The sequence below is a fragment of the Nocardia sp. NPDC058658 genome (assembly GCF_042716665.1).
Lineage (GTDB): Bacteria > Actinomycetota > Actinomycetes > Mycobacteriales > Mycobacteriaceae > Nocardia.
This window is the reverse complement of record NZ_JBHXRR010000004.1, coordinates 179,278-197,099: the sequence shown is the minus strand read 5'-3', so window position 1 is coordinate 197,099 and position 17,822 is coordinate 179,278. Positions and strand designations below refer to the sequence as shown.

The window sequence follows — 17,822 nt, the reverse complement described above, 5'->3', positions numbered from 1 at the left end:
GGGGCGCCGGCCGCTGCGCGAGGTCATGGCTACATGGTGCCAGGTGGTACCGACATTGGAGTACCCATTCCGTTACCAAGCCATGGACAGGTCGGCGTGTTGACGGATCCAGGCATGCATCGCGATACCGGCGGCGACGCCCGCGTTGATACTGCGGGTGGAACCGAACTGGGCGATCGAAACAGTCAGGGCCGCTGCGTCTTTCGCGTCATCGCTGACCCCGGGACCTTCCTGGCCGAACAGCAGCAGGCAGTTCTTCGGTAGATCCGCGGTCTCCAACGGGACCGCGCCGGGCACATTGTCCACCGCCACAACCGTCAAACCCTCGCGCGCGGCGAACTCGCACAGTTCGCCGAGGTCGGCGTGGTGGACGAGGTGCTGGTAGCGGTCGGTGACCATGGCACCGCGGCGGTTCCAGCGACGTTTGCCCACGATGTGCACCGCGGCGGCGGCGAAGGCGTTGGCGGTGCGCACGACGGTGCCGATATTGGCGTCGTGGCCGAAGTTCTCGATGGCCACGTGGAAGGGGAAGCGGCGAGCGTCGATGTCGGCGACGATCGCCTCGCGGGTCCAGTAGCGGTAGGCGTCGACGACGTTGCGCCGGTCGCCCTCGGCCAGCAGCACGGGGTCGTAGCGGGCATCGGTGGGGACCGGGGTGTCGTATTCCTGCGCCCACGGGCCGAGGCCGTGCGGGTGCTCGCCCCACTCGGTCGGGCCCGCGACCTCTGCTTCACTCACCCGAACATGCTAGGCGGACGCTCAGTAGGACGAGGACTCGGCATTGGCGCCGATGATCATGAGCGCGACGGCGCCGACCATCGTGAGCAGCATGATCCCCAGCAGCACCGTGCCGACAATGCCCATGACATGACCGGCGGATGCCTGCGAGCGGCCGCCGAGCTGCCCACCGGAGGCATCGATCTCGGCGAGTACGCTGCGGCCCTTGATCCAGGCGAACGGGGCGCAGAAACCGCAGAAGGCGACGCCGAGGGCGCCGAGGATCAGAACTGTGGTGGCCTGGGGATGCTCGGGCGGGCGCTGGTAGTAACCCGGCGGTGGGTAGCTCATGGGCGAATCGTAGAGGGCCGGTCACGGTGGTGCCCAGCGCGTGGGGTGAGCGGCAGGTCAGGCCCGTTTCGCGCAGTGTCGAGGGTGGCCGAGTGCGCTGGGATGAGCCAGCGCTGGGCGGGGCTGATCCGGTGCTAGGCGGAGCGAATCCGACGCTCGGCGGGGCGAATCCGGTGCTAGGCGGGGGCGGATCCGGCGGCTTGGGCGGGCTCGACCGTCTGTGTCGGTCCGGCCGTGAGCGGGACCGAAGGCGCCGGTTCGTCGGACGGCAACGGGGACGGGAGGCCGACGATCGGGAGGCCGCGGCGCAGGGTTCGCTGCCAGCGCAGCGGGTCGAAGACGGCCGCGTCGGTTTCCTCGATGAAGGCGCGGATGAGTTTCACGAAGCGGTCGGGGTCGAAGTGGTGCGGGAAATGGCCTGCGCCCGCGAAGATTTCGATGCGACTGCCGGGGAAGGCGCGGTGGGCGCGACCGGCGTGACCGGACGGGATGACGGTGTCGCGGGTGCCGCCGATGACCAGGGTGGGCAGGTGGGCGGCGAGGTAGCCGCGGTCGAGCATGGTGATGGTTTGGCCGCGGCGGTCGGCGGCGGCGCGGATGGTGCGCAGGAAGGCGTTGCGGGCGCCGGGTTCGGCGAGGTGGCCGTAGAGGCGGAGCACGTATTCGGCATCCGGGCCGAGGCCGAGGCCACCCAGTGCGGTGACGATCGGGACCGCGGCCGTCACCGCGGTGCGGACCGGCCAGCTGGTGAGCGCCATCAGCGCTGGTCCAGCACCTGCCAGTGTCGCGAGGCGGAACGCGGGGTGCACGCCCGCGCCCATTCCCGCCGGACAGACCAGCGCGATCCGCTCGACCTTCTCGGGGAACTGGTAGGCGAACTGCATCGCGACCCCGCCACCGAGCGAGTGCCCGACGACGGTGATCCGGTCGATGCCGAGGACGCTGAGCAGATCACGCATGCCGTTGGCGTAGGCGGCCACCGCGTAGTCTCCGCGCGGCTTATCCGATTCGCCGTGACCGAGCAGGTCGGGGGCGATGACGGTGTAGTACTCGGCGAGTGCGTCGAACACGGGCGCCCAGGTGCCGGAGCTGTCGGTGATGCCGTGGATGAGCAGCAGCGGTGGGCCGGTTCCGGCCATCCGGAACGCCCGGCGATACCCGTGCACCTCGATGAACTGCGTTTCCCCGTTCATCTAGGAAGCGTGCGCTCGAGGTGTTGCGCCTCGACAACACCAAAGTTAGCGCTGTGTGACAAGGCGTATCGGGAACCTCCCGACGGAAATCTGCACCGGCGAGGTAACTGAGTCCCCCGGCCCGATCGGAGACGTACATGCCGCCAGATGCGGCCTCGCCCGCTGCGATGGACCGCCGACGATTCCGACAGTGCACAGGCGACCGCGAGCCGAGCCCGGTCAGCGACGTGCCAACACTCTGAGCGGGCTAGGCGCGAGGCGATACGGCAGCGTCGCGCGCTGGCTGGTCCGTGAGGAGATACTGCGCTGCGGCGTAGGTCGCGAGGATGACGCCTTCGGCGACTCGGCGGGTGCGGTCGTCTCGCGCGAAGAGGCGGCGCAACACGATCAGGCCGTCCGAGATGGTGAACAGGAGGGCGCCGACGCCGTAGCGGCTGCGGGGATCCGCGTTCGGAATGTTCAGGCCCGCAATGTTTTTCGCGTCGGGAGCGAGGGCTGGGTCCGAGGCGAGGGTGGCGGCGGTACCGAGGGTGGCGCCGTAGGCGGTGAGTGGGAGGGTGAGGTTCGGGGCCTTGGTGCGGAGCAGGCCCGCCGCGCCGAGCCAGGCCACCACTCGGGGTAGCGCGATATCGGGGCGAGGGCGGGCGCCGCGTTTCCACCACAGGATGGAGTAGCCGGTTTGCATGACCGCGAAGGACGACGCGCCCGCGATGAGGCGGCGGTCGTTGTCGGGGTCGAGCAGCAGCACGTCGCCGACGGTGGCCGCGGCAAGGGAGCCGAGCAGCAGGCGGCGCTCGTCCGGGGTGAGATCGCCGCTGGTCACCGTGTCGGCGGCCAGCAGCGGCATCAGCAGTGGCTTGGCGACCCATTGCAGGCGGTCACGGCCGGTGACGGCACCGAACACGGTGACCGCCGCCGCGCCGAGGTACGCGTACCTCCACATTCGTTCCGGCCGTGCGCAGCTGAGGAACGCTGCGCGTCGGCGCACATCTGCGACGCGCAGCCCTCGCATGTCAGAAGCTCGGTTCCTTCGGGGCGGGCGGCAGGGTGACGACCTGGCCCGCGTAACTCAGACCCGCGCCGAAGCCGAGCAGCAGCGCGATCTGACCGCCCTTGGCCTTGCCGGTGACCAGCATTTCCTCGATCGCCAGTGGCACCGAGGCGGCGGAGGTGTTGCCGGTGTTCTCGATGTCGTTGGCGATCGGGACCTCTTCGCCGAGGCCCAGGTTCTTCTTCATCAACTCGTTGATCCGGGCGTTGGCCTGGTGCGGGACGAACACCTCGATGTCCTCCTTGGCCACGCCGGAGTTGTCGAGCGCCGCCGAGAGCGCGCGCGGCAGGGTGACCGCGGCCCAGCGGAAGACCTTCGGGCCCTCCATCCGCAGCGACATCTGGCCGACCGGCTCCACGGCGGGATCGGTGCCCTGCATTTCCTGCGCGCGGTGCTGGAAGGCCAGGAAATCGATGTTCTGGGCGATGGCCTCGGCGTTCTCGCCGTCGCTGCCCCACACCGTCGGCGAGATGCCGTTCTCCTCGGCCGGACCGACGACGACAGCGCCCGCGCCGTCACCGAAGATCATCGCGGTGCCGCGGTCGGACTTGTCGAGGCCGACGGTCATCGTCTCGGCGCCGATCACCAGCACATAGTCGAACGAACCCGCGCGGATCAGGTCGGCGGCCACACCGAGCCCGTAGCAGAAGCCACCGCAGCCGGAGGTGAGGTCGAACGCGGCGACGCCGTTGAGGCCAAGATCGGAGGCCACCGAGGGCGCGCCGTGCGGGGTGAGCTTGAGCCAGCTCGAGGTGCAGAGGATGACCGCGCCGATCTTCGAGCGATCGATCGGGGTGTTCTTCAGCGCGCGCTCACCGGCGGCCGCGGCGATCGACTGGATCGTCTCGTCGCCGCTGATCCAGCGCCGGTTGTGGATGCCGGTGCGCTCGAAGATCCACTCGGGCGTCGAGTCGAGGGTCTCGCACACGTCGGCATTGGAGACGATGCGCTGCGGACGGTAAGCACCGATCCCGAGCATCGCAACGTTGTCGCGACTTTTGTTTACTGCAATGCTCACCACTGGTGACTCACACGTCCTTCAGACTTTCCGGACAGACCACATCGTCATCCGGGTTCGGCGTTGTTCAGGCTATCCCAGGGCAAGATCGTCGAGGCCGAGGATAGACCGATACTCCAACCCCTCCTCGGCGATCACCTGGTCAGCGCCGGTTTCCCGGTCGACAACGGTGGCTACGCCGACCACGATCGCCCCCGCGTCACGCAGCGCGCGCACCGCGGTGAGCGGCGAGTTGCCGGTGGTGGTGGTGTCCTCGACGACGAGCACCCGCTTGCCGACGATGTTGGGGCCCTCGATCTGGCGCTGCATGCCGTGCGCCTTGGCCGCCTTGCGCACCACGAACGCGTCGATCGGGCGGCCGGGGGCGTGCATCACGGCCATCGCGACCGGGTCGGCGCCCATGGTGAGCCCACCGACGGCGTCGAAGTCCCAGTCGGCGACGAGCTCGCGCAGCAGCGAGCCGATCAGCGGCGCGGCCTGGTGGTGCAGGGTCGCGCGGCGCAGGTCGACGTAGTAGTCGGCTTCCTTGCCCGAGGACAGCGTCACCTTGCCGTGTACGACCGCGAGCTCGCGCACGAGGTCGGCCAGCTGGTCGCGATCGGCCTTCGTGAGCGACTGACGTGCTTGGTCGATCATCTGAGTCATGTCCTTCCGCGTGCGTTGAAGAGTCCGCGATTGATGCGGGCCACCAGGGTGCGCGGGACGAAGCCCGCTACCGCGGTGAGCACCTTGTACTGCACGCCGGGCACGCTGATCACCCGGCCGGAGTCCAGATCCCGCAGACACCCGTCGACGACCTGGTCGACGTCGAGCCACAGGCGCTTGGGCAGCGAACTCATCTCGATGCCCGCGCGCTCGTGGAACTCGGTGTGTACGAATCCGGGGCACAGCGCTTGGATGCGGACACCGGTGCCCACCAATCCTCCCGCTAAACCCTCCGAGAAGGATACGACGTAGGCCTTGGAGGCCGAATAGGTCGACCCCCGTCCGGACAGCAGCCCGGCCACACTCGCCACATTCACGATCGAGCCCGCACCCGCCGCGACCATCGACGGCAGGGCCGCTCTGGTGAGTTGCAGGACCGAGGTGACATTGACGTCGAGCTGGGCCTGCAGTTGCGCGGGTTCGAGGGTCCAGAACTCCCCCGAATGCGCGAAACCCGCGTTGTTGACCAGGAATTCGATGCCTTGCGCGGCTCGGGCGGCGACGCGGGCGCGGTCGTCGTCATCGGCGAGGTCGGCGACGAGGACCTCGGACGAAGTGGCGAAACGGTGGGCCAGTTCGTCGGCGAGTTCTTGTAGGCGCTGCTCGTTCCTGGCGACGAGGACCAGGTCGTAGCCGAGGGCGGCGAGGCGGTGGGCGAAGCCCTGTCCGATGCCGGAGGTCGGTCCGGTGATCATCGCGACGGGGCGGTGTACGCCGGGCAGGCGCAGGGGGCTATCGGTCATCGCAGATCGATTCCGGTCGAGGCGGGTGCCGCGACGACTACCGCGGCAGGTGGATCACTTCGGTAAGGGCTGGGTCACTTCGGCACGGGGCTGGGTCACTTCGGCACGGGGCTGGGTCATTTCAGCGCGGGGCTGGGTCACTTCGGCACGGGGCCGGATCGCTTCGGCACGGGCTGGGTCACTTCGGGACAGGTCCCTGGTACGGGCGGAAACCGGGGTGGAAGGGTCCGCCCGGCTGACCCGGTTCCGCGTCGTCGAGCGGGGGCTCGGTGCGGGGGCGCGGTTCGGGGACGACGGCCAGTGAGGGGCGCTTGGGCGGTTCGCCGAGGGGGCGGCGGCCGGGGGCTGGCTGGTCTTCGAACTCAGGGTCGTCGAGGTCGGGGTCGTAGTCGGCGGGGAGGGCGGGGGCGCGTCCGCCGATCGGGGCGCGGTCGTCGCGTGAGCCACGAGGGGCGAAAGAGTCGTCGTCGGGACGCGACCCTGCGCCTCGAGGGGCGAAGGACTCATCATCTTCGTGGCGCGCACCAGCGCCACGGTCGGCGAAGGAGTCGTCGTCCAGGCGCGAGCTGGCGCCTCGGCCGGCGAAAGAGTCGTCGTCACGCGAGCCGGCACCACGGGATGCGAAGGGCTCGTCGTCGGCTGCGTTACCTCGGGTCGCGAAGCGCGCGCCGTCGTCCAGGTCACCGCGACCGTCGGTCTCCGACAAGCGGGCGGCCGCGCCTCGGGTGAGGTAGGGCTCGTCGTCGTTGTCGAGTCCATCGGGGCCGGGGAAGCGGGCTCGGCCGCGCTCGTCGGCATCGGCGAATTCGTCACGGCCCGCGGCGAATTCGCGGTCGTCGTCGTTGTCGTCGTACTCGGGACGGAAGCCGGGCGCCAGGTTCGCGCTCGATCGCGGGCGCGTGAATTCGTTCGGCTCGGCGACCGGCGGGAGCACGTGCAGCAGGCCGGACAGGCGGAGCACCACGTCGATCGCGGTCTCCCAGTCCTTGGATCCGCTGCCGACGGGGAGCATGCCGAGGGTCCAGTTGCCCTCACTCCACAGCATCTGCACGGTGTCGGACAGCGACTCGATGAAGCCGACCATCCGCTGATCCACCGCGTGGCGGGCGATCTCGGGATCGGTGGCGAACACCACCCGGTCACCGATGGCGCCGAGCAGCTCCAGATCGTGGTCCTTGGGCGGCGCCGCGGTCTTGAGCCGCATGTCGACGTCGATCTCGGAGCCGATCTGGCGTCGCACGGCCACCAGGGTCGCGGCGTCTTCCAGGTCGAAGAGCACGAACTTCTCGCCCTTGCGAATGCCGGAGACCACGTCGACCGCCGAGAGGTAACCGAGCTTGGCCAGCGCGCCACGACGCCACGTCGAGGCGAGCGCGGGCTCCACCGACACGTAGGTGTAGCCCTGGGACTTCGCCCACACCTGTCTGGCGTGTCCGGTGCGTTGCCGCTGGACCCGATCGAAATACAACAGGACGATCGCACCCACGAGTGCGATCGCTGCTAACCCGAACCACATAGCCGTCATCGTCGCCTAGCCTATCCAGCCGTCGCCGTGATTGCCCGGTAGCACCGGGGATTCGACGCGCGGGTCGCTCATCGGGGGCCGCCCGGCAACGCCGTACTGATGATGATCTTGGCGTGGATCGACCCGTCTGGGTTCTTGTCGCCCTGCACCATAACCATGTCGCCGACCGGAAGCTCGCTTGCCTTCGTACTGGTCAACGAGATCACCTGGGTGGCATCGTCGATCAGCACCCGCACATCGGACCCGCCGAGGGTGCTCATGGTGATCTCGGTGCCGGTATTGGCGGTGATGCTGCCCATGGTGGCGCCGAGGTCTTCGCCGCCGCCGAGGCCGGGCAAGCCGGGGAGTCCGCTCGCGCTCGGCGACGCGCCCGGGGTGGTCGGTTTCTGCGTCGGCGGGACGATCAACTGGCTGGTCGTCGGTGGTGAGGCGGCGTTGTCGTCGGAGGAGTCTCCGCTCATGACGAGCCCGGCCAGCACGCCACCGACCGCGATCAGCGCCAGCACGCCGAGGCCGAGCGCGATCCACAAACCGGTGTGACGTTTCGGCGGTTCCCCCTGGTCACCGTCTTGCGGACGCGGCGGCTGACCAGGCGGCCCCTGCTCATAACCGGGCGGCGGATATCCCTGGTCGTAGCCCGGCGGCGGCGCGGCCTGATACCCCTGGTCGTAACCGGGTGGTGCCTGCTGGGGTGGGGGTTGCGCTGCGGGATAACCACTTTCGTAGGCACCCCATGCCTCGTCGTGCGGCGGCAACGCCTGCGTCGGGTTCGATGGTTGGCCCCACTCGTCGAAGGACTTTCCGCCGTAGGGCGCGGTCGACTCGGTGCCCGACGAACCCAGCCGTTCGGTCGGCGCGTCGTCCGGGCGCTGCCACGGATCGTTGGGGTTCGTCATGGGCTCCAGGGTAGGACAGGCCGGTGCGTTTGGGAGGTCCCTACGCACCGGCCTGTGGATAAATCACTGGCTGTGGATAACTTCGCGTTCGACGACGAGCTTGTCGGTGGCGTCGTCCACACTCACCTTCACCGTGTCACCGTCGGCGACCGCACCGGAGAGGAGTTCCTTGGCCAGACTGTCCCCGATCGCCTGCTGGATCAGCCTGCGCAGCGGTCGCGCACCGTAGGCCGGGTCGTAGCCGCGCACGGCGAGCCACTGCTTGGCCTCGGAGGTGACGTCGAGGGTCAACCTGCGCTGGGAGAGCCGTTTCTGCAGCTGACGCAGGTTGATGTCGACGATCGATTCCAGTTGTTTCGCGTCGAGCGCGTGGAACATCACCACATCGTCGAGCCGGTTGATGAACTCCGGCTTGAACGCGCGCCGCACCGCCTCCATCACCTGATCGCGGTCGCCACCGGCGCCGAGATTGGAGGTGAGAATGAGGATGGTGTTGCGGAAATCGACCGTGCGACCCTGACTGTCGGTGAGCCTGCCTTCGTCGAGAACCTGCAACAAAATGTCGAACACGTCCGGGTGCGCCTTCTCGATCTCGTCGAACAGCACCACCGAATACGGCCGCCTGCGCACCGCTTCGGTGAGCTGGCCGCCCTGGTCGTAGCCGACGTATCCGGGGGGCGCGCCGACGAGCCGGGCCACCGAGTGCTTCTCGCTGTACTCGCTCATGTCGATGCGCACCATGGCGCGTTCGTCGGCGAACAGGAAGTCGGCCAGGGACTTCGCCAGTTCCGTCTTACCGACACCGGTCGGGCCGACGAACATGAACGAGCCGGTCGGGCGGTTCGGATCGGCGACACCGGCGCGCGCCCTGCGCACCGCGTCGGAGACGGCCTGCACCGCTTCCTCCTGCCCGACGACGCGCCCCGCGACCTCGGTTTCCATCCGCAGCAGCTTGGCGGTTTCGCCTTCGAGCATGCGCCCGACGGGCACGCCGGTCCATGCCGAAACAACGTCGGCGATGTCGTCGGGAGTGACCTCCTCGTTGAGCATCACCTCGCCGTCAGACGCTCCGGCACTTGTCTTTTCGGCGTCGGCGAGCTCCTTCTCGAGGTCGGGGATGCGCTTGTAGCGCAGCTCGGCGACCTTGCCGAGATCACCGTCGCGTTCGGCCCGCTCGGACTCCCCGCGCAGCGCCTCCAACTGCTCTTTGAGGCCGCGCGCCGAGTCGAGCGCGTTCTTCTCGTTCTGCCAGCGGGTGGTGAGCTGGGCGAGCTTCTCGCGGTCGTCGGCCAGTTCCTGGCGCAGTTTCTCCAGGCGCTGCTTGGACGCGGCGTCGGTCTCCTTCTCCAGCGCCACCTCCTCGATCTCGAGGCGCCGCACGGCACGTTCGATCTCGTCGATCTCGACCGGACGCGAATCCATTTCCATCCGCAGCCGCGAGGCCGATTCGTCGATCAGGTCGATCGCCTTGTCGGGCAGGAAGCGCGAGGTGATGTAGCGGTCCGACAGCGTCGCGGCCGCGACCAGCGCGGAGTCGGTGATCCGCACGCCGTGGTGTACCTCGTAGCGCTCCTTGATGCCGCGCAGGATGCCGATGGTGTCGGCCACCGACGGCTCACCGACGAGCACCTGCTGGAAGCGCCGTTCGAGCGCGGCGTCCTTCTCGATGTACTTGCGGTATTCCTCGAGGGTGGTCGCGCCGACCAGTCGCAGCTCGCCGCGGGCCAGCAGCGGTTTGATCATGTTGCCCGCGTCCATCGCCGAGTCGCCGGTGCCGCCCGCGCCGACGATGGTGTGCAGCTCGTCGATGAAGGTGATGATCTCGCCCGCGCTGTTCTTGATGTCGTCGAGCACGGCCTTGAGCCGCTCCTCGAACTCACCGCGATACTTCGCGCCCGCCACCATCGCGCCGAGGTCGAGGGACACAACCTTCTTGTTGCGCAACGACTCCGGCACGTCGCCTTCGATGATGCGCCGGGCCAGACCTTCGACGATGGCGGTCTTGCCGACGCCGGGTTCGCCGATGAGCACGGGGTTGTTCTTGGTGCGGCGGCTCAGTACCTGCACCACGCGGCGGATCTCGGTGTCGCGCCCGATGACCGGGTCGAGTTTGCCCGCGCGAGCCAGGTCGGTGAGGTCGGTGGAGTACTTCTCGAGTGCCTGGTAGCTGGCTTCCGGATCGGCGCTGGTGACCCGGGCGCTGCCGCGGACCGACGTGAACGCGTCGCGCAGGGCTTCGGGGGTGGCGCCGTGCTTGCGCAGCAACTGGGCGACATCGGTATCGCCTTCGGCCAGCCCGACCAGCAGGTTCTCGGTGGAGACGAACTCGTCGCCGAGCTCGGTGGCCAGCTGCTGGGCAGCGGTCATCGCGGCCAGGACCTCGCGGCCCAGTTGCGGTTTGGTGGTGGCGCCGGTCGCGCGCGGCAGCCGGTCGACGAGGGCGCCCGCTTCCCGTTCGACTGTCGCCGGGTCGACTCCGATGGCTTTGAGCAGCGGTGCCGCGATCCCGTCGGTCTGATCCAGCAACGCCACCAGCAGATGGGCAGGACGGATCTCCGGATTGCCCGCCGCAGCGGCGGCCTGAAGGGCGGTGTTGAAGGCCGCCTGCGTCTTGGTGGTGGGATTGAACGAGTCCACGAATCTCCTTGTGTGTGTCCGGTATCGACTTGTTCAACGCTCATAGAGTTGAGTCTGTTCCGCTCAACTTCAAAAATTTTCCGCGACTTCGAATCCAGCTTCACGGTACGCCGCGACACCACCGAAGACGATCAATCACCGCATGTCGGACGGCTATCCGCCTAGGATTGCGGTGCCCGGCTCCACCCGAAGATGCGAGGAGTTCATCCCCTATGCGCGCGATCGTGGTTCAGAAGTTCGGCGCCACCCCCGAACTCGCCGATGTGCCGGTTCCCGAACCCGGCGCCGGTGAGGTTCAGGTGGCGCTCGACGCGGCCGGGGTCAACCCGTTCGACCTGAAAATGGCGGACGGTCTGCTGGAGGGCAAGATGCCCACCGACTTCCCGATGATCCTCGGCGTCGACGGCGCGGGCACCGTCTCGGCGGTGGGCACCGGCGTCACGAAGTTCAAGGTCGGCGACAAGGTGGTCGGCAAGTTCCTCACCGCGCCCGCCGGGCACGGCAGCTGGGCGCAGTACGCCACCGTTCCCGAGGACGCGACCCTCGTCCCGATCCCCGACGGCGTCACCAACGTGGCCGCGGCGGCCCTGCCGATCGCCGGCCTGACGGCGCAGGACCTGGTCGACGCGGCCAACATCCAACCCGACCAGACCGTGCTGATCGTCGGCGCGACCGGCGGCGTCGGTTCCTTCCTCGTCCAGCTCGCCAATATCGCCGGCGCCCAGGTGATCGCGACCGCCCGCGCCGACGCCACCGACCAGGTCGCACGCCTCGGCGCCGCCGAAACCATCGACTACACCCAGATCCGCCCCGCCGACCCGAACATGGTCGACCCCGACCCGGCCACCTACCGCGACTCGAGCGTCACCGACGCCGTCCGCTTCACCCACCCCGACGGCATCGACGTGCTGTTCGATCTGGTCAGCGCCCCAGCCGATTTCGCCTCCCACGCCACCTTGGTCAAGCGCGGCGGCCACGCCTACTCCACGATCTGGGCGGCCGACGATGCAGTACTGCACGACCACGGAATCACCGGCGGCAATTTCCAATCCAAAGGCAGCTCACCGGAATTGAGCCGCCTACTGTCCCGTGTTGCCGCGGGCGATGTGGTCGTCCCGGTCCAGATGACAGTCCCCCTGGAAGCCGCCCCCGCCGTCCTCGGCCAGGGCAGCGCCCGAGGAAAAACCGTCCTCGCCATCTGAGATTTCGCGTCAGTCCGATCCCCGGCTCCGTCGCCGAATCTCGGATTCGATCGCTGCCAGTTCGGCGAGATCAGCGGCATGTTCGGCGAACTGGCGACGGGCACCATCGAACTGCTCGTACCGCTCGGTCGAGACGCGAATCGCTTCGTCAGCCGCGACACTGCCCGCGCCGCGCAGCACGCTGCGCTCGTTGAAGTCGAGGAACTTGTCCGTCGCGACAAGCCAGTCGCTCATCTGGATCTGCTCGCGGCGTTCGGCGCGGTCTTCGGCGTAGTCGAGGAACATCGTCGTCAATCGGTTGAGCTGCTTGATCTCTCGCTCGTTCAGGTAGTTCTTCGCCACGTTGACGTCACCCTTGCGCACGCACGCGCCCTTCCAGGTGGTGAGTCCCGTGTTCGGCTGACCGGCATCGCCGCGACTCACGACGAGCTCGGCTGCGGTGTGCCCACACACCGCGTACAACAGCTTGTTCTGGATCGTGGCGAAGAACGATTTCGCCAGCTCGGATTTCGGGTCGTAGTCGACGCTCGACGTTGCGAACACATCGCGCACCTTGACGTAGAAGCGCTTCTCGGACGCGCGGATGTCGCGGATGCGTTCGAGGAGTTCGTCGAAGTAGTCGAGGCCCTGCGGGTCTTTGAGGCGGGCGTCGTTCATCGCGAAGCCCTTGATCAGGTACTCCCGTAGAACGGTCGTCGCCCAGCGTCGGAATTGGGCGCCTCGTTGGGAGCGCACTCGGTAGCCGACTGCGAGGACCATGTCGAGGTTGTAGTGGTCGATCTCCCTGGTGACCTGGCGATCTCCCTCGAGGGCAACAACTCGGAATTTCCGAATAGTTGCCTCGATCACACATTCGCCGTCCGCGTAGATCGTCTTGATGTGCTCGTTTACGGTGGGCACGCTCTTGTCGAAGAGCTCAGCCATCTGGCGCTGGGTGAGCCACACAGTGCCGTCGACCGTGCGAAGCTGCACCTCGGTCCGGCCGTCCTCAGTGTTGTAGACGACGAAGTCGCCGACTCCGACTGAAGCCGGAGCGTTGAGCGCGTTCGGATCATCAGAGCTCGTCATCGATTCCTCCTGGTTGATGTGTACCGGACCGTGCTGACAAGTACGGATGCGGACCGTGCTTCGCCCGCACTGTGTTGGACCGAATCGAGCACCCAGGGGTGCCGGTGTCGTAACCATCCCTGCCCGCTTCCCCGCACCGAACCCCGATTCGCGTCCTCGGCCAACACGATTGGCCCCACGCCTGTTTCGGCGTGTGGCGATGTTGGACCCGGTCGAAGGTGTGCACTCCCGAACCGACCAGGTGCGTACGTGCGAGGCGTACGACGAAGGTGCTCGCAGGAGGCTGGGTTAACAGGGTTGTCTGTCCCTCGGTCGGGCTCTCCGATAACGACCGACAGGAGCGGCACACGGCCCAGGACACGACACAGGTAGCCCGTCGCCGGGGCAGATTTCACCCCCGAAACGACGAAAGCCCGACGCATGGAGCGCCGAGCCGTTGCATGTAGGATTTCATCCCACGGTGCGAACAGCTTGGACTGTTTCGTACCTAGGCCGTTCGGTGAGTTGGCGCTCGCCGGGCGGCCGTTCTTGTTCCTGTGACGCTACACACTGTCGACCCTGTGAGCAACTGACGAGTTCCCGCTCTGGCCAGCGACTTCCGTGCGAATCGACCGAACAGTTCACATCGAGCGCGCGGCGAAATGCTCTCGCCATCCGGGTGGCGCTCGCTACCCTCACCGTCATGTCCGACGTGACCTTGTCGAACCTGCTCGACGACGCCGCCCTGTATTCCTACGAGCATCAACTGCAGCTCGCCGATGTGGTGGGCGATCGGGGGTGGAGTGTCGACCTGGCGGTCGGCCGGTTCACGTTGACCGGGGATCAGCCGATCGAGTGCGAGCGGATGCATCTGCTCGGGTCGGCGGCTCCGGGGCCGCAGTCCTGGTTGTGGGCGTGGGGTAGTCCGGCCGGTTACCCGGATCTGGTCACCGGGTTGTCGCAGTCGGTTCGCGACATCGGAACCCGTTATGGGATAAGCCAACTCGCCGACGCGGAGGTGCCGTTCCACACGCTTCCCGGCTCACCCGATCGGCCCGAGGTCGTGGTGAATGTATTCATGGATGCGGCCAAGGCGATCTCGGGAGTGTGGACCGCTTACAGCGGGCCGGTCGGCGGTGGCACCAGGGCGGCGTTTCTGATCGAGCATCCGTCGTTCGCGCTGCCCGCGCCGTTCGCGCCGCGCATCGCCCGGGTGATCCAGGAGGGGCTCACGGGGTTCCCGATCACCGACCGGCGCCGCGCTCTGCACGCCTACGCCAATCATCGAGGACTCGGCATCCAGTGGTCCGGCGACCACTCGTCGGCGACGGTCACCGGACCTGGCCTCACCGGCACGATCACCTTCGACGAACAGGCCAGGATGTCGGGCATGGACTTGCAGATGGGCAATGGATAAGCCTGTCCCACAACAGTAATAGACTTAGCCTCGCTAATGAGACATACCACACAATAGGGATCCGAAGCCAGAGCTCTTGCGTCCAATACTTCGACAGCACCGTTGCCGAAGTTGGGATTTGCGATGAGTTCGATCAAGGCCGATCCGGATGGACTGCGCAGTACGCAGACCTCGTTCGATTCGGTCGCATCGACGCTGACCGCGGCGCTGACCACGTTGACCGCGGCGTTGGAGGCCGAGGGCGAGTGCTGGGGTGGCGACGAGATCGGGCAGGCGTTCGCGGGCAACTACACGCCGGGCGTTGAGCAGGGTAAGACCTCGGTCGGCAACCTCGCGAAGTCGATGACGCAGCTCGGGACGAACATGGTGACGGTCGCGGACAAGTTGGTCGAGCAGGACACCGTGAACGCGGCGCAGCTGAACGGTTCGGGGCTGTAGTTCGTGGGCATCGAGATTCCCGACGAACTGGCTTGGGTTGCGAAATACATTCTCGGCGCGGGTATTGGCCGGAGGGCGACGAAACCGCGATGCGGCGCGCGGCTGACGCGTGGACGACGACCGCGAACACACTCAACACCGTCGACGAGGATGCCGCGCGTGCGTTGAACACGGCGTTGTCGGCGTTGTCGGAGGGCGAGACCCACGATGCGATCGCGGCCTACCGCGACAAACTCCTCGCCGGTGACGAAGCTGCGTTCACCGCGATCCGCAAATGGTGTGAGAAGCAGGCCGAACTGCTCGAAGACGGTGCCAACGACATCGAGCACACCAAGATGGTGATCATCGGGACGATGATCGTCGCGGCGGTCGAGATCGGACTCGCGATCGCGACCGCGTGGACCGGGATCGGTGCGGCGGCGGGTGTGGCTGCTCGGATTGCGGCGCAGTTCGCGGTGAAGCTCACGATGAAGCACCTGCTGACTCGGATGATCGCGCGCGGCATCGCCAAAGCGGCATCGCGCGCCGCGCTGCGCGGTGCGTTTTTCGAAGCGTTGGAAGAGGGCGGGATCGACGCGCTCGCCCGCACCATCCAGGTCGCCAAGGGCGATCGTTCGATGGACGAATTCGGTTGGTCCGACCTGGGTTTGGCGACCTTCGGCGGTGCTGTCGGCGGAGCCGTGGGTGGTGGTCTGGGCGACAAACTCGGCGGAGTCGGCGACAACATCACCTCTAGCGTCGGCAAGGTGGCGGCCAAGTCCGTGACCGGTGCGGCCACCGAACTCGGTGCTGATCTGTCGGCACAGGTCGCCTCGGCCGGGGCGGCTTCGGCGTTGATGGATCAGGAATTCCAGCTCGACATCGGGGTGGATACGTTCACCAGCGCTGGTGCTGGTGGGGTGCAGAGCGGGTTGCAGTCCGGCCTGGGGAGTGGCGGGGACGCGTCGGCGCCGACGGTTCCCGGGTTGGGTGATACCGGGTCGCCGACCAGTCCGGCCAGTACCGGAGATCCGGGTTCGTCTCCGGGTCAGTCGAACGGTGGTTCGCCGGGGTCGACTTCGCCAGCTTCTACGGGTGCTCCCGGTTCGACTGCGCCGGCGTCCGAGGGGGCGCCTTCGAGTCCCGATGGGAACGGTGCGACCCAGCCGTCCGGGGCGGGTTCACCGTCCTCTCCTGGGGACAGTTCGCCTGGCGGCAGTTCGCCTGGCGGCAGTTCGCCTGGCGGCAGTTCGCCCAGCCCCAGCACTCCCGGCGACACGTCACCGAGCCCCAGCTCACCTAGCGACAATTCGCCCAGCTCCGCCTCACCAGGCAACAGTTCGCCCGGCCCGACCGCACCCGGCGACACCTCGCCGAGTCCCAGCTCGCCTGGCGACAGTTCACCGAGTTCCACCTCACCAGGCGACTCCTCTCCTGGCCCGAGCACGCCCGGCGACACCTCACCCAGTCCCAGCTCGCCTGGCGACAATTCGCCCAGCTCCACCTCGCCCGGCGATACGTCGCCGAGTCCCAGTACGCCTGGACAGACATCTCCGACCGACAACGGAACCCCTTCCAGCACAGGTTCACCGAGCACCTCCAGCCCGACGTCGCCGAGCCCATCAACACCGAGCGACACCGGCACCTCGAACCCGACCGGATCCCCCAACGGCACAACGCCATCCACTCCGGCTGAGACTCCGAGCCCCGCCGCCCAACCCAGCTCACCTGCATCTCCTCCGTCGTCGCTAGACCTCCCGCCGGTCGATACCCCCCCACCCACTGATTCGGCTGCGCCCCAACCGAATCCATCGAGCCCGGCCACTACCCCCGCCCCGACCAACGGCGACCAGTCACCGAGCAGCAGCAGCCCCACGTCCTCCGCACCGTCCACACCAGGAACGACCCCGCAGCCAGGCACCCCGACCGCCAGCGCACCGACAACACCGACAGCCCAATCCCCCGGCGACACCACCCGCCAGCCTCAACAAACAGAACCGTCGACAACCGCCGCTGCCACCACCGCCACAGCACCCGGCCCGGCGCCCACCGCGACACCGCTCACCACAACGCCCACCTCAACACCTGCCAACGCGACGCCGTCGACCCCACCCATCAGCGCGCCGATCACCCCTGGCGTGCACCAATCGCCGTCCGCGAACACTCCCCAACCATCCACAACCCCCAGGCCGACAACCCCCACTGCCCAATCGCCCGGCTCCCAGCCGGCCAGCACCCAACCGTCCGGCACTCGGCCCACCAGCCCTCAGCCGACCGGCCCGAACAATCCCCAACCATCCACAGGCTTCACGCCCGCGACGCCGCGCACCCAACCCTCCACAACGAACCCGAGCAATCCACACTCATCCACAAGCACCAACCCAACGACTCACCCGGTCCCGCCGCCCACCGCGCGACCGACAACCCCGAGCACGCCACCACCCGGCCAAACCCCCGCCACACCGAACACGGCGCCCACTTCGGCCCCCAACTCGTCGATCCCTCCATCGAACCGTCGCAACGGCAACGCCCCCTCAACGACAACGAATCAGCCAGCTGGACAGCCTGATCCAACAACACCCGCTGATACGACCCACGCAACGGACCCACAGTCCCCCGTAACCACACCGGCCTCGAACCCCACCCCGCAGACCACGACTCCGCCGACCGACCCACTTCTCACCCCCCAATCACGCGAGGCCGCCAAACAAGCCCGACAAGCCCGCGAATCCCTACGCCCCGTCACCCCCGCCAATAACCAAGCCCTCCAAGTAAACCCACACACCGGCCGCCCCTACCAAGCCGCCGACTATCCCAACACCTTCGCTCAGCCGGTCCGAGTCATCCGTCTCACCGTCGCCGTAACCGGCTCTCCCACAACCCCTCCCACCGCTATCGACACC

The 17,822-nt window shown here is 67.6% G+C and carries 16 protein-coding genes; 3 read left to right on the top strand and 13 right to left on the bottom strand.

The features are described from left to right. Positions 1-72: 72 nt before the first annotated feature. From ACFWUP_RS09860 to clpB, 10 genes are all read right to left on the bottom strand, one after another. The gene (locus tag ACFWUP_RS09860) at positions 73-738 is read right to left on the bottom strand and encodes a TrmH family RNA methyltransferase (RefSeq protein ID WP_379232638.1); all 666 of its coding nucleotides are present in this window, start codon (positions 736-738) and stop codon (positions 73-75) included. A gap of 21 nt (positions 739-759) precedes the next feature. After that, positions 760-1,068, bottom strand: coding sequence for a DUF4190 domain-containing protein (locus ACFWUP_RS09855; protein ID WP_379232636.1), 309 nt, complete (start codon positions 1,066-1,068; stop codon positions 760-762). 176 nt (positions 1,069-1,244) lie between these two features. Beyond that, the gene (locus ACFWUP_RS09850; RefSeq protein ID WP_379232635.1) at positions 1,245-2,261 is read right to left on the bottom strand and encodes an alpha/beta fold hydrolase; all 1,017 of its coding nucleotides are present in this window, start codon (positions 2,259-2,261) and stop codon (positions 1,245-1,247) included. A 247-nt stretch (positions 2,262-2,508) separates the two neighbouring features. Further along, complete coding sequence (locus ACFWUP_RS09845) at positions 2,509-3,204, bottom strand: lysoplasmalogenase (RefSeq protein WP_379232873.1); 696 nt, start codon at positions 3,202-3,204, stop codon at positions 2,509-2,511. A gap of 70 nt (positions 3,205-3,274) precedes the next feature. Continuing rightward, a complete protein-coding gene (locus ACFWUP_RS09840) occupies positions 3,275-4,333 on the bottom strand; it encodes a beta-ketoacyl-ACP synthase III (protein WP_379232633.1) in 1,059 nt (352 codons plus the stop codon). Positions 4,334-4,402: 69 nt separating this feature from the next. Then, a complete protein-coding gene (gene pyrE, locus ACFWUP_RS09835) occupies positions 4,403-4,966 on the bottom strand; it encodes an orotate phosphoribosyltransferase (protein WP_379232631.1) in 564 nt (187 codons plus the stop codon). Between the two features lie 5 nt (positions 4,967-4,971). Further along, complete coding sequence (locus tag ACFWUP_RS09830) at positions 4,972-5,778, bottom strand: SDR family NAD(P)-dependent oxidoreductase (protein ID WP_379232629.1); 807 nt, start codon at positions 5,776-5,778, stop codon at positions 4,972-4,974. A gap of 178 nt (positions 5,779-5,956) precedes the next feature. Then, positions 5,957-7,264 (bottom strand): hypothetical protein, encoded by a 1,308-nt coding sequence (locus tag ACFWUP_RS09825; RefSeq protein WP_379232627.1) that lies wholly within the window; start codon positions 7,262-7,264, stop codon positions 5,957-5,959. A gap of 107 nt (positions 7,265-7,371) precedes the next feature. Then, on the bottom strand, positions 7,372-8,199 hold the full coding sequence (locus ACFWUP_RS09820) for a DUF5666 domain-containing protein (RefSeq protein ID WP_379232626.1): 828 nt from the start codon (positions 8,197-8,199) through the stop codon (positions 7,372-7,374). Between the two features lie 63 nt (positions 8,200-8,262). Beyond that, on the bottom strand, positions 8,263-10,836 hold the full coding sequence (gene clpB / locus ACFWUP_RS09815; protein ID WP_379232624.1) for an ATP-dependent chaperone ClpB: 2,574 nt from the start codon (positions 10,834-10,836) through the stop codon (positions 8,263-8,265). Positions 10,837-11,048: 212 nt separating this feature from the next. On the opposite strand from clpB, the gene ACFWUP_RS09810 reads away from it, so the two are divergent. Beyond that, the gene (locus ACFWUP_RS09810; protein WP_379232622.1) at positions 11,049-12,038 is read left to right on the top strand and encodes an NADP-dependent oxidoreductase; all 990 of its coding nucleotides are present in this window, start codon (positions 11,049-11,051) and stop codon (positions 12,036-12,038) included. Positions 12,039-12,047: 9 nt separating this feature from the next. On the opposite strand, the gene ACFWUP_RS09805 is transcribed toward ACFWUP_RS09810, so the two are convergent. Further along, positions 12,048-13,106 carry a virulence RhuM family protein gene (locus ACFWUP_RS09805; protein ID WP_379232620.1) on the bottom strand — a complete coding sequence of 353 codons (1,059 nt, stop codon included), beginning with the start codon at positions 13,104-13,106 and terminating at the stop codon, positions 12,048-12,050. A gap of 682 nt (positions 13,107-13,788) precedes the next feature. On the opposite strand from ACFWUP_RS09805, the gene ACFWUP_RS09800 reads away from it, so the two are divergent. Both ACFWUP_RS09800 and ACFWUP_RS09795 read left to right on the top strand, forming a co-directional pair. Beyond that, positions 13,789-14,502: a DUF6882 domain-containing protein gene (locus tag ACFWUP_RS09800; RefSeq protein ID WP_379232618.1), complete on the top strand. Its 714-nt coding sequence runs from the start codon at positions 13,789-13,791 to the stop codon at positions 14,500-14,502. A gap of 123 nt (positions 14,503-14,625) precedes the next feature. Then, positions 14,626-14,940 (top strand): WXG100 family type VII secretion target, encoded by a 315-nt coding sequence (locus tag ACFWUP_RS09795; RefSeq protein ID WP_379232617.1) that lies wholly within the window; start codon positions 14,626-14,628, stop codon positions 14,938-14,940. A 1,027-nt stretch (positions 14,941-15,967) separates the two neighbouring features. Here the strand turns inward: ACFWUP_RS09795 and ACFWUP_RS09790 are convergent. Continuing rightward, the gene (locus tag ACFWUP_RS09790) at positions 15,968-16,606 is read right to left on the bottom strand and encodes a hypothetical protein (protein WP_379232615.1); all 639 of its coding nucleotides are present in this window, start codon (positions 16,604-16,606) and stop codon (positions 15,968-15,970) included. 297 nt (positions 16,607-16,903) lie between these two features. Next, positions 16,904-17,170 (bottom strand): hypothetical protein, encoded by a 267-nt coding sequence (locus ACFWUP_RS09785; RefSeq protein ID WP_379232613.1) that lies wholly within the window; start codon positions 17,168-17,170, stop codon positions 16,904-16,906. Between the last annotated feature and the right edge of the window lie 652 nt (positions 17,171-17,822).

Excerpts from the sequence above, each read along its gene's own strand:
- ACFWUP_RS09855 (WP_379232636.1), bottom strand. The coding sequence starts at position 1,068 with ATGAGCTACCCACCGCCGGGTTACTACCAGCGCCCGCCCGAGCATCCC.
- ACFWUP_RS09805 (WP_379232620.1), bottom strand. The coding sequence starts at position 13,106 with ATGACGAGCTCTGATGATCCGAACGCGCTCAACGCTCCGGCTTCAGTC.
- pyrE (WP_379232631.1), bottom strand. The coding sequence starts at position 4,966 with ATGATCGACCAAGCACGTCAGTCGCTCACGAAGGCCGATCGCGACCAG.
- ACFWUP_RS09850 (WP_379232635.1), bottom strand. The coding sequence starts at position 2,261 with ATGAACGGGGAAACGCAGTTCATCGAGGTGCACGGGTATCGCCGGGCG.
- ACFWUP_RS09795 (WP_379232617.1), top strand. The coding sequence starts at position 14,626 with ATGAGTTCGATCAAGGCCGATCCGGATGGACTGCGCAGTACGCAGACC.
- ACFWUP_RS09810 (WP_379232622.1), top strand. The coding sequence starts at position 11,049 with ATGCGCGCGATCGTGGTTCAGAAGTTCGGCGCCACCCCCGAACTCGCC.
- ACFWUP_RS09800 (WP_379232618.1), top strand. The coding sequence starts at position 13,789 with ATGTCCGACGTGACCTTGTCGAACCTGCTCGACGACGCCGCCCTGTAT.
- ACFWUP_RS09820 (WP_379232626.1), bottom strand. The coding sequence starts at position 8,199 with ATGACGAACCCCAACGATCCGTGGCAGCGCCCGGACGACGCGCCGACC.
- ACFWUP_RS09830 (WP_379232629.1), bottom strand. The coding sequence starts at position 5,778 with ATGACCGATAGCCCCCTGCGCCTGCCCGGCGTACACCGCCCCGTCGCG.
- ACFWUP_RS09845 (WP_379232873.1), bottom strand. The coding sequence starts at position 3,204 with ATGTGGAGGTACGCGTACCTCGGCGCGGCGGCGGTCACCGTGTTCGGT.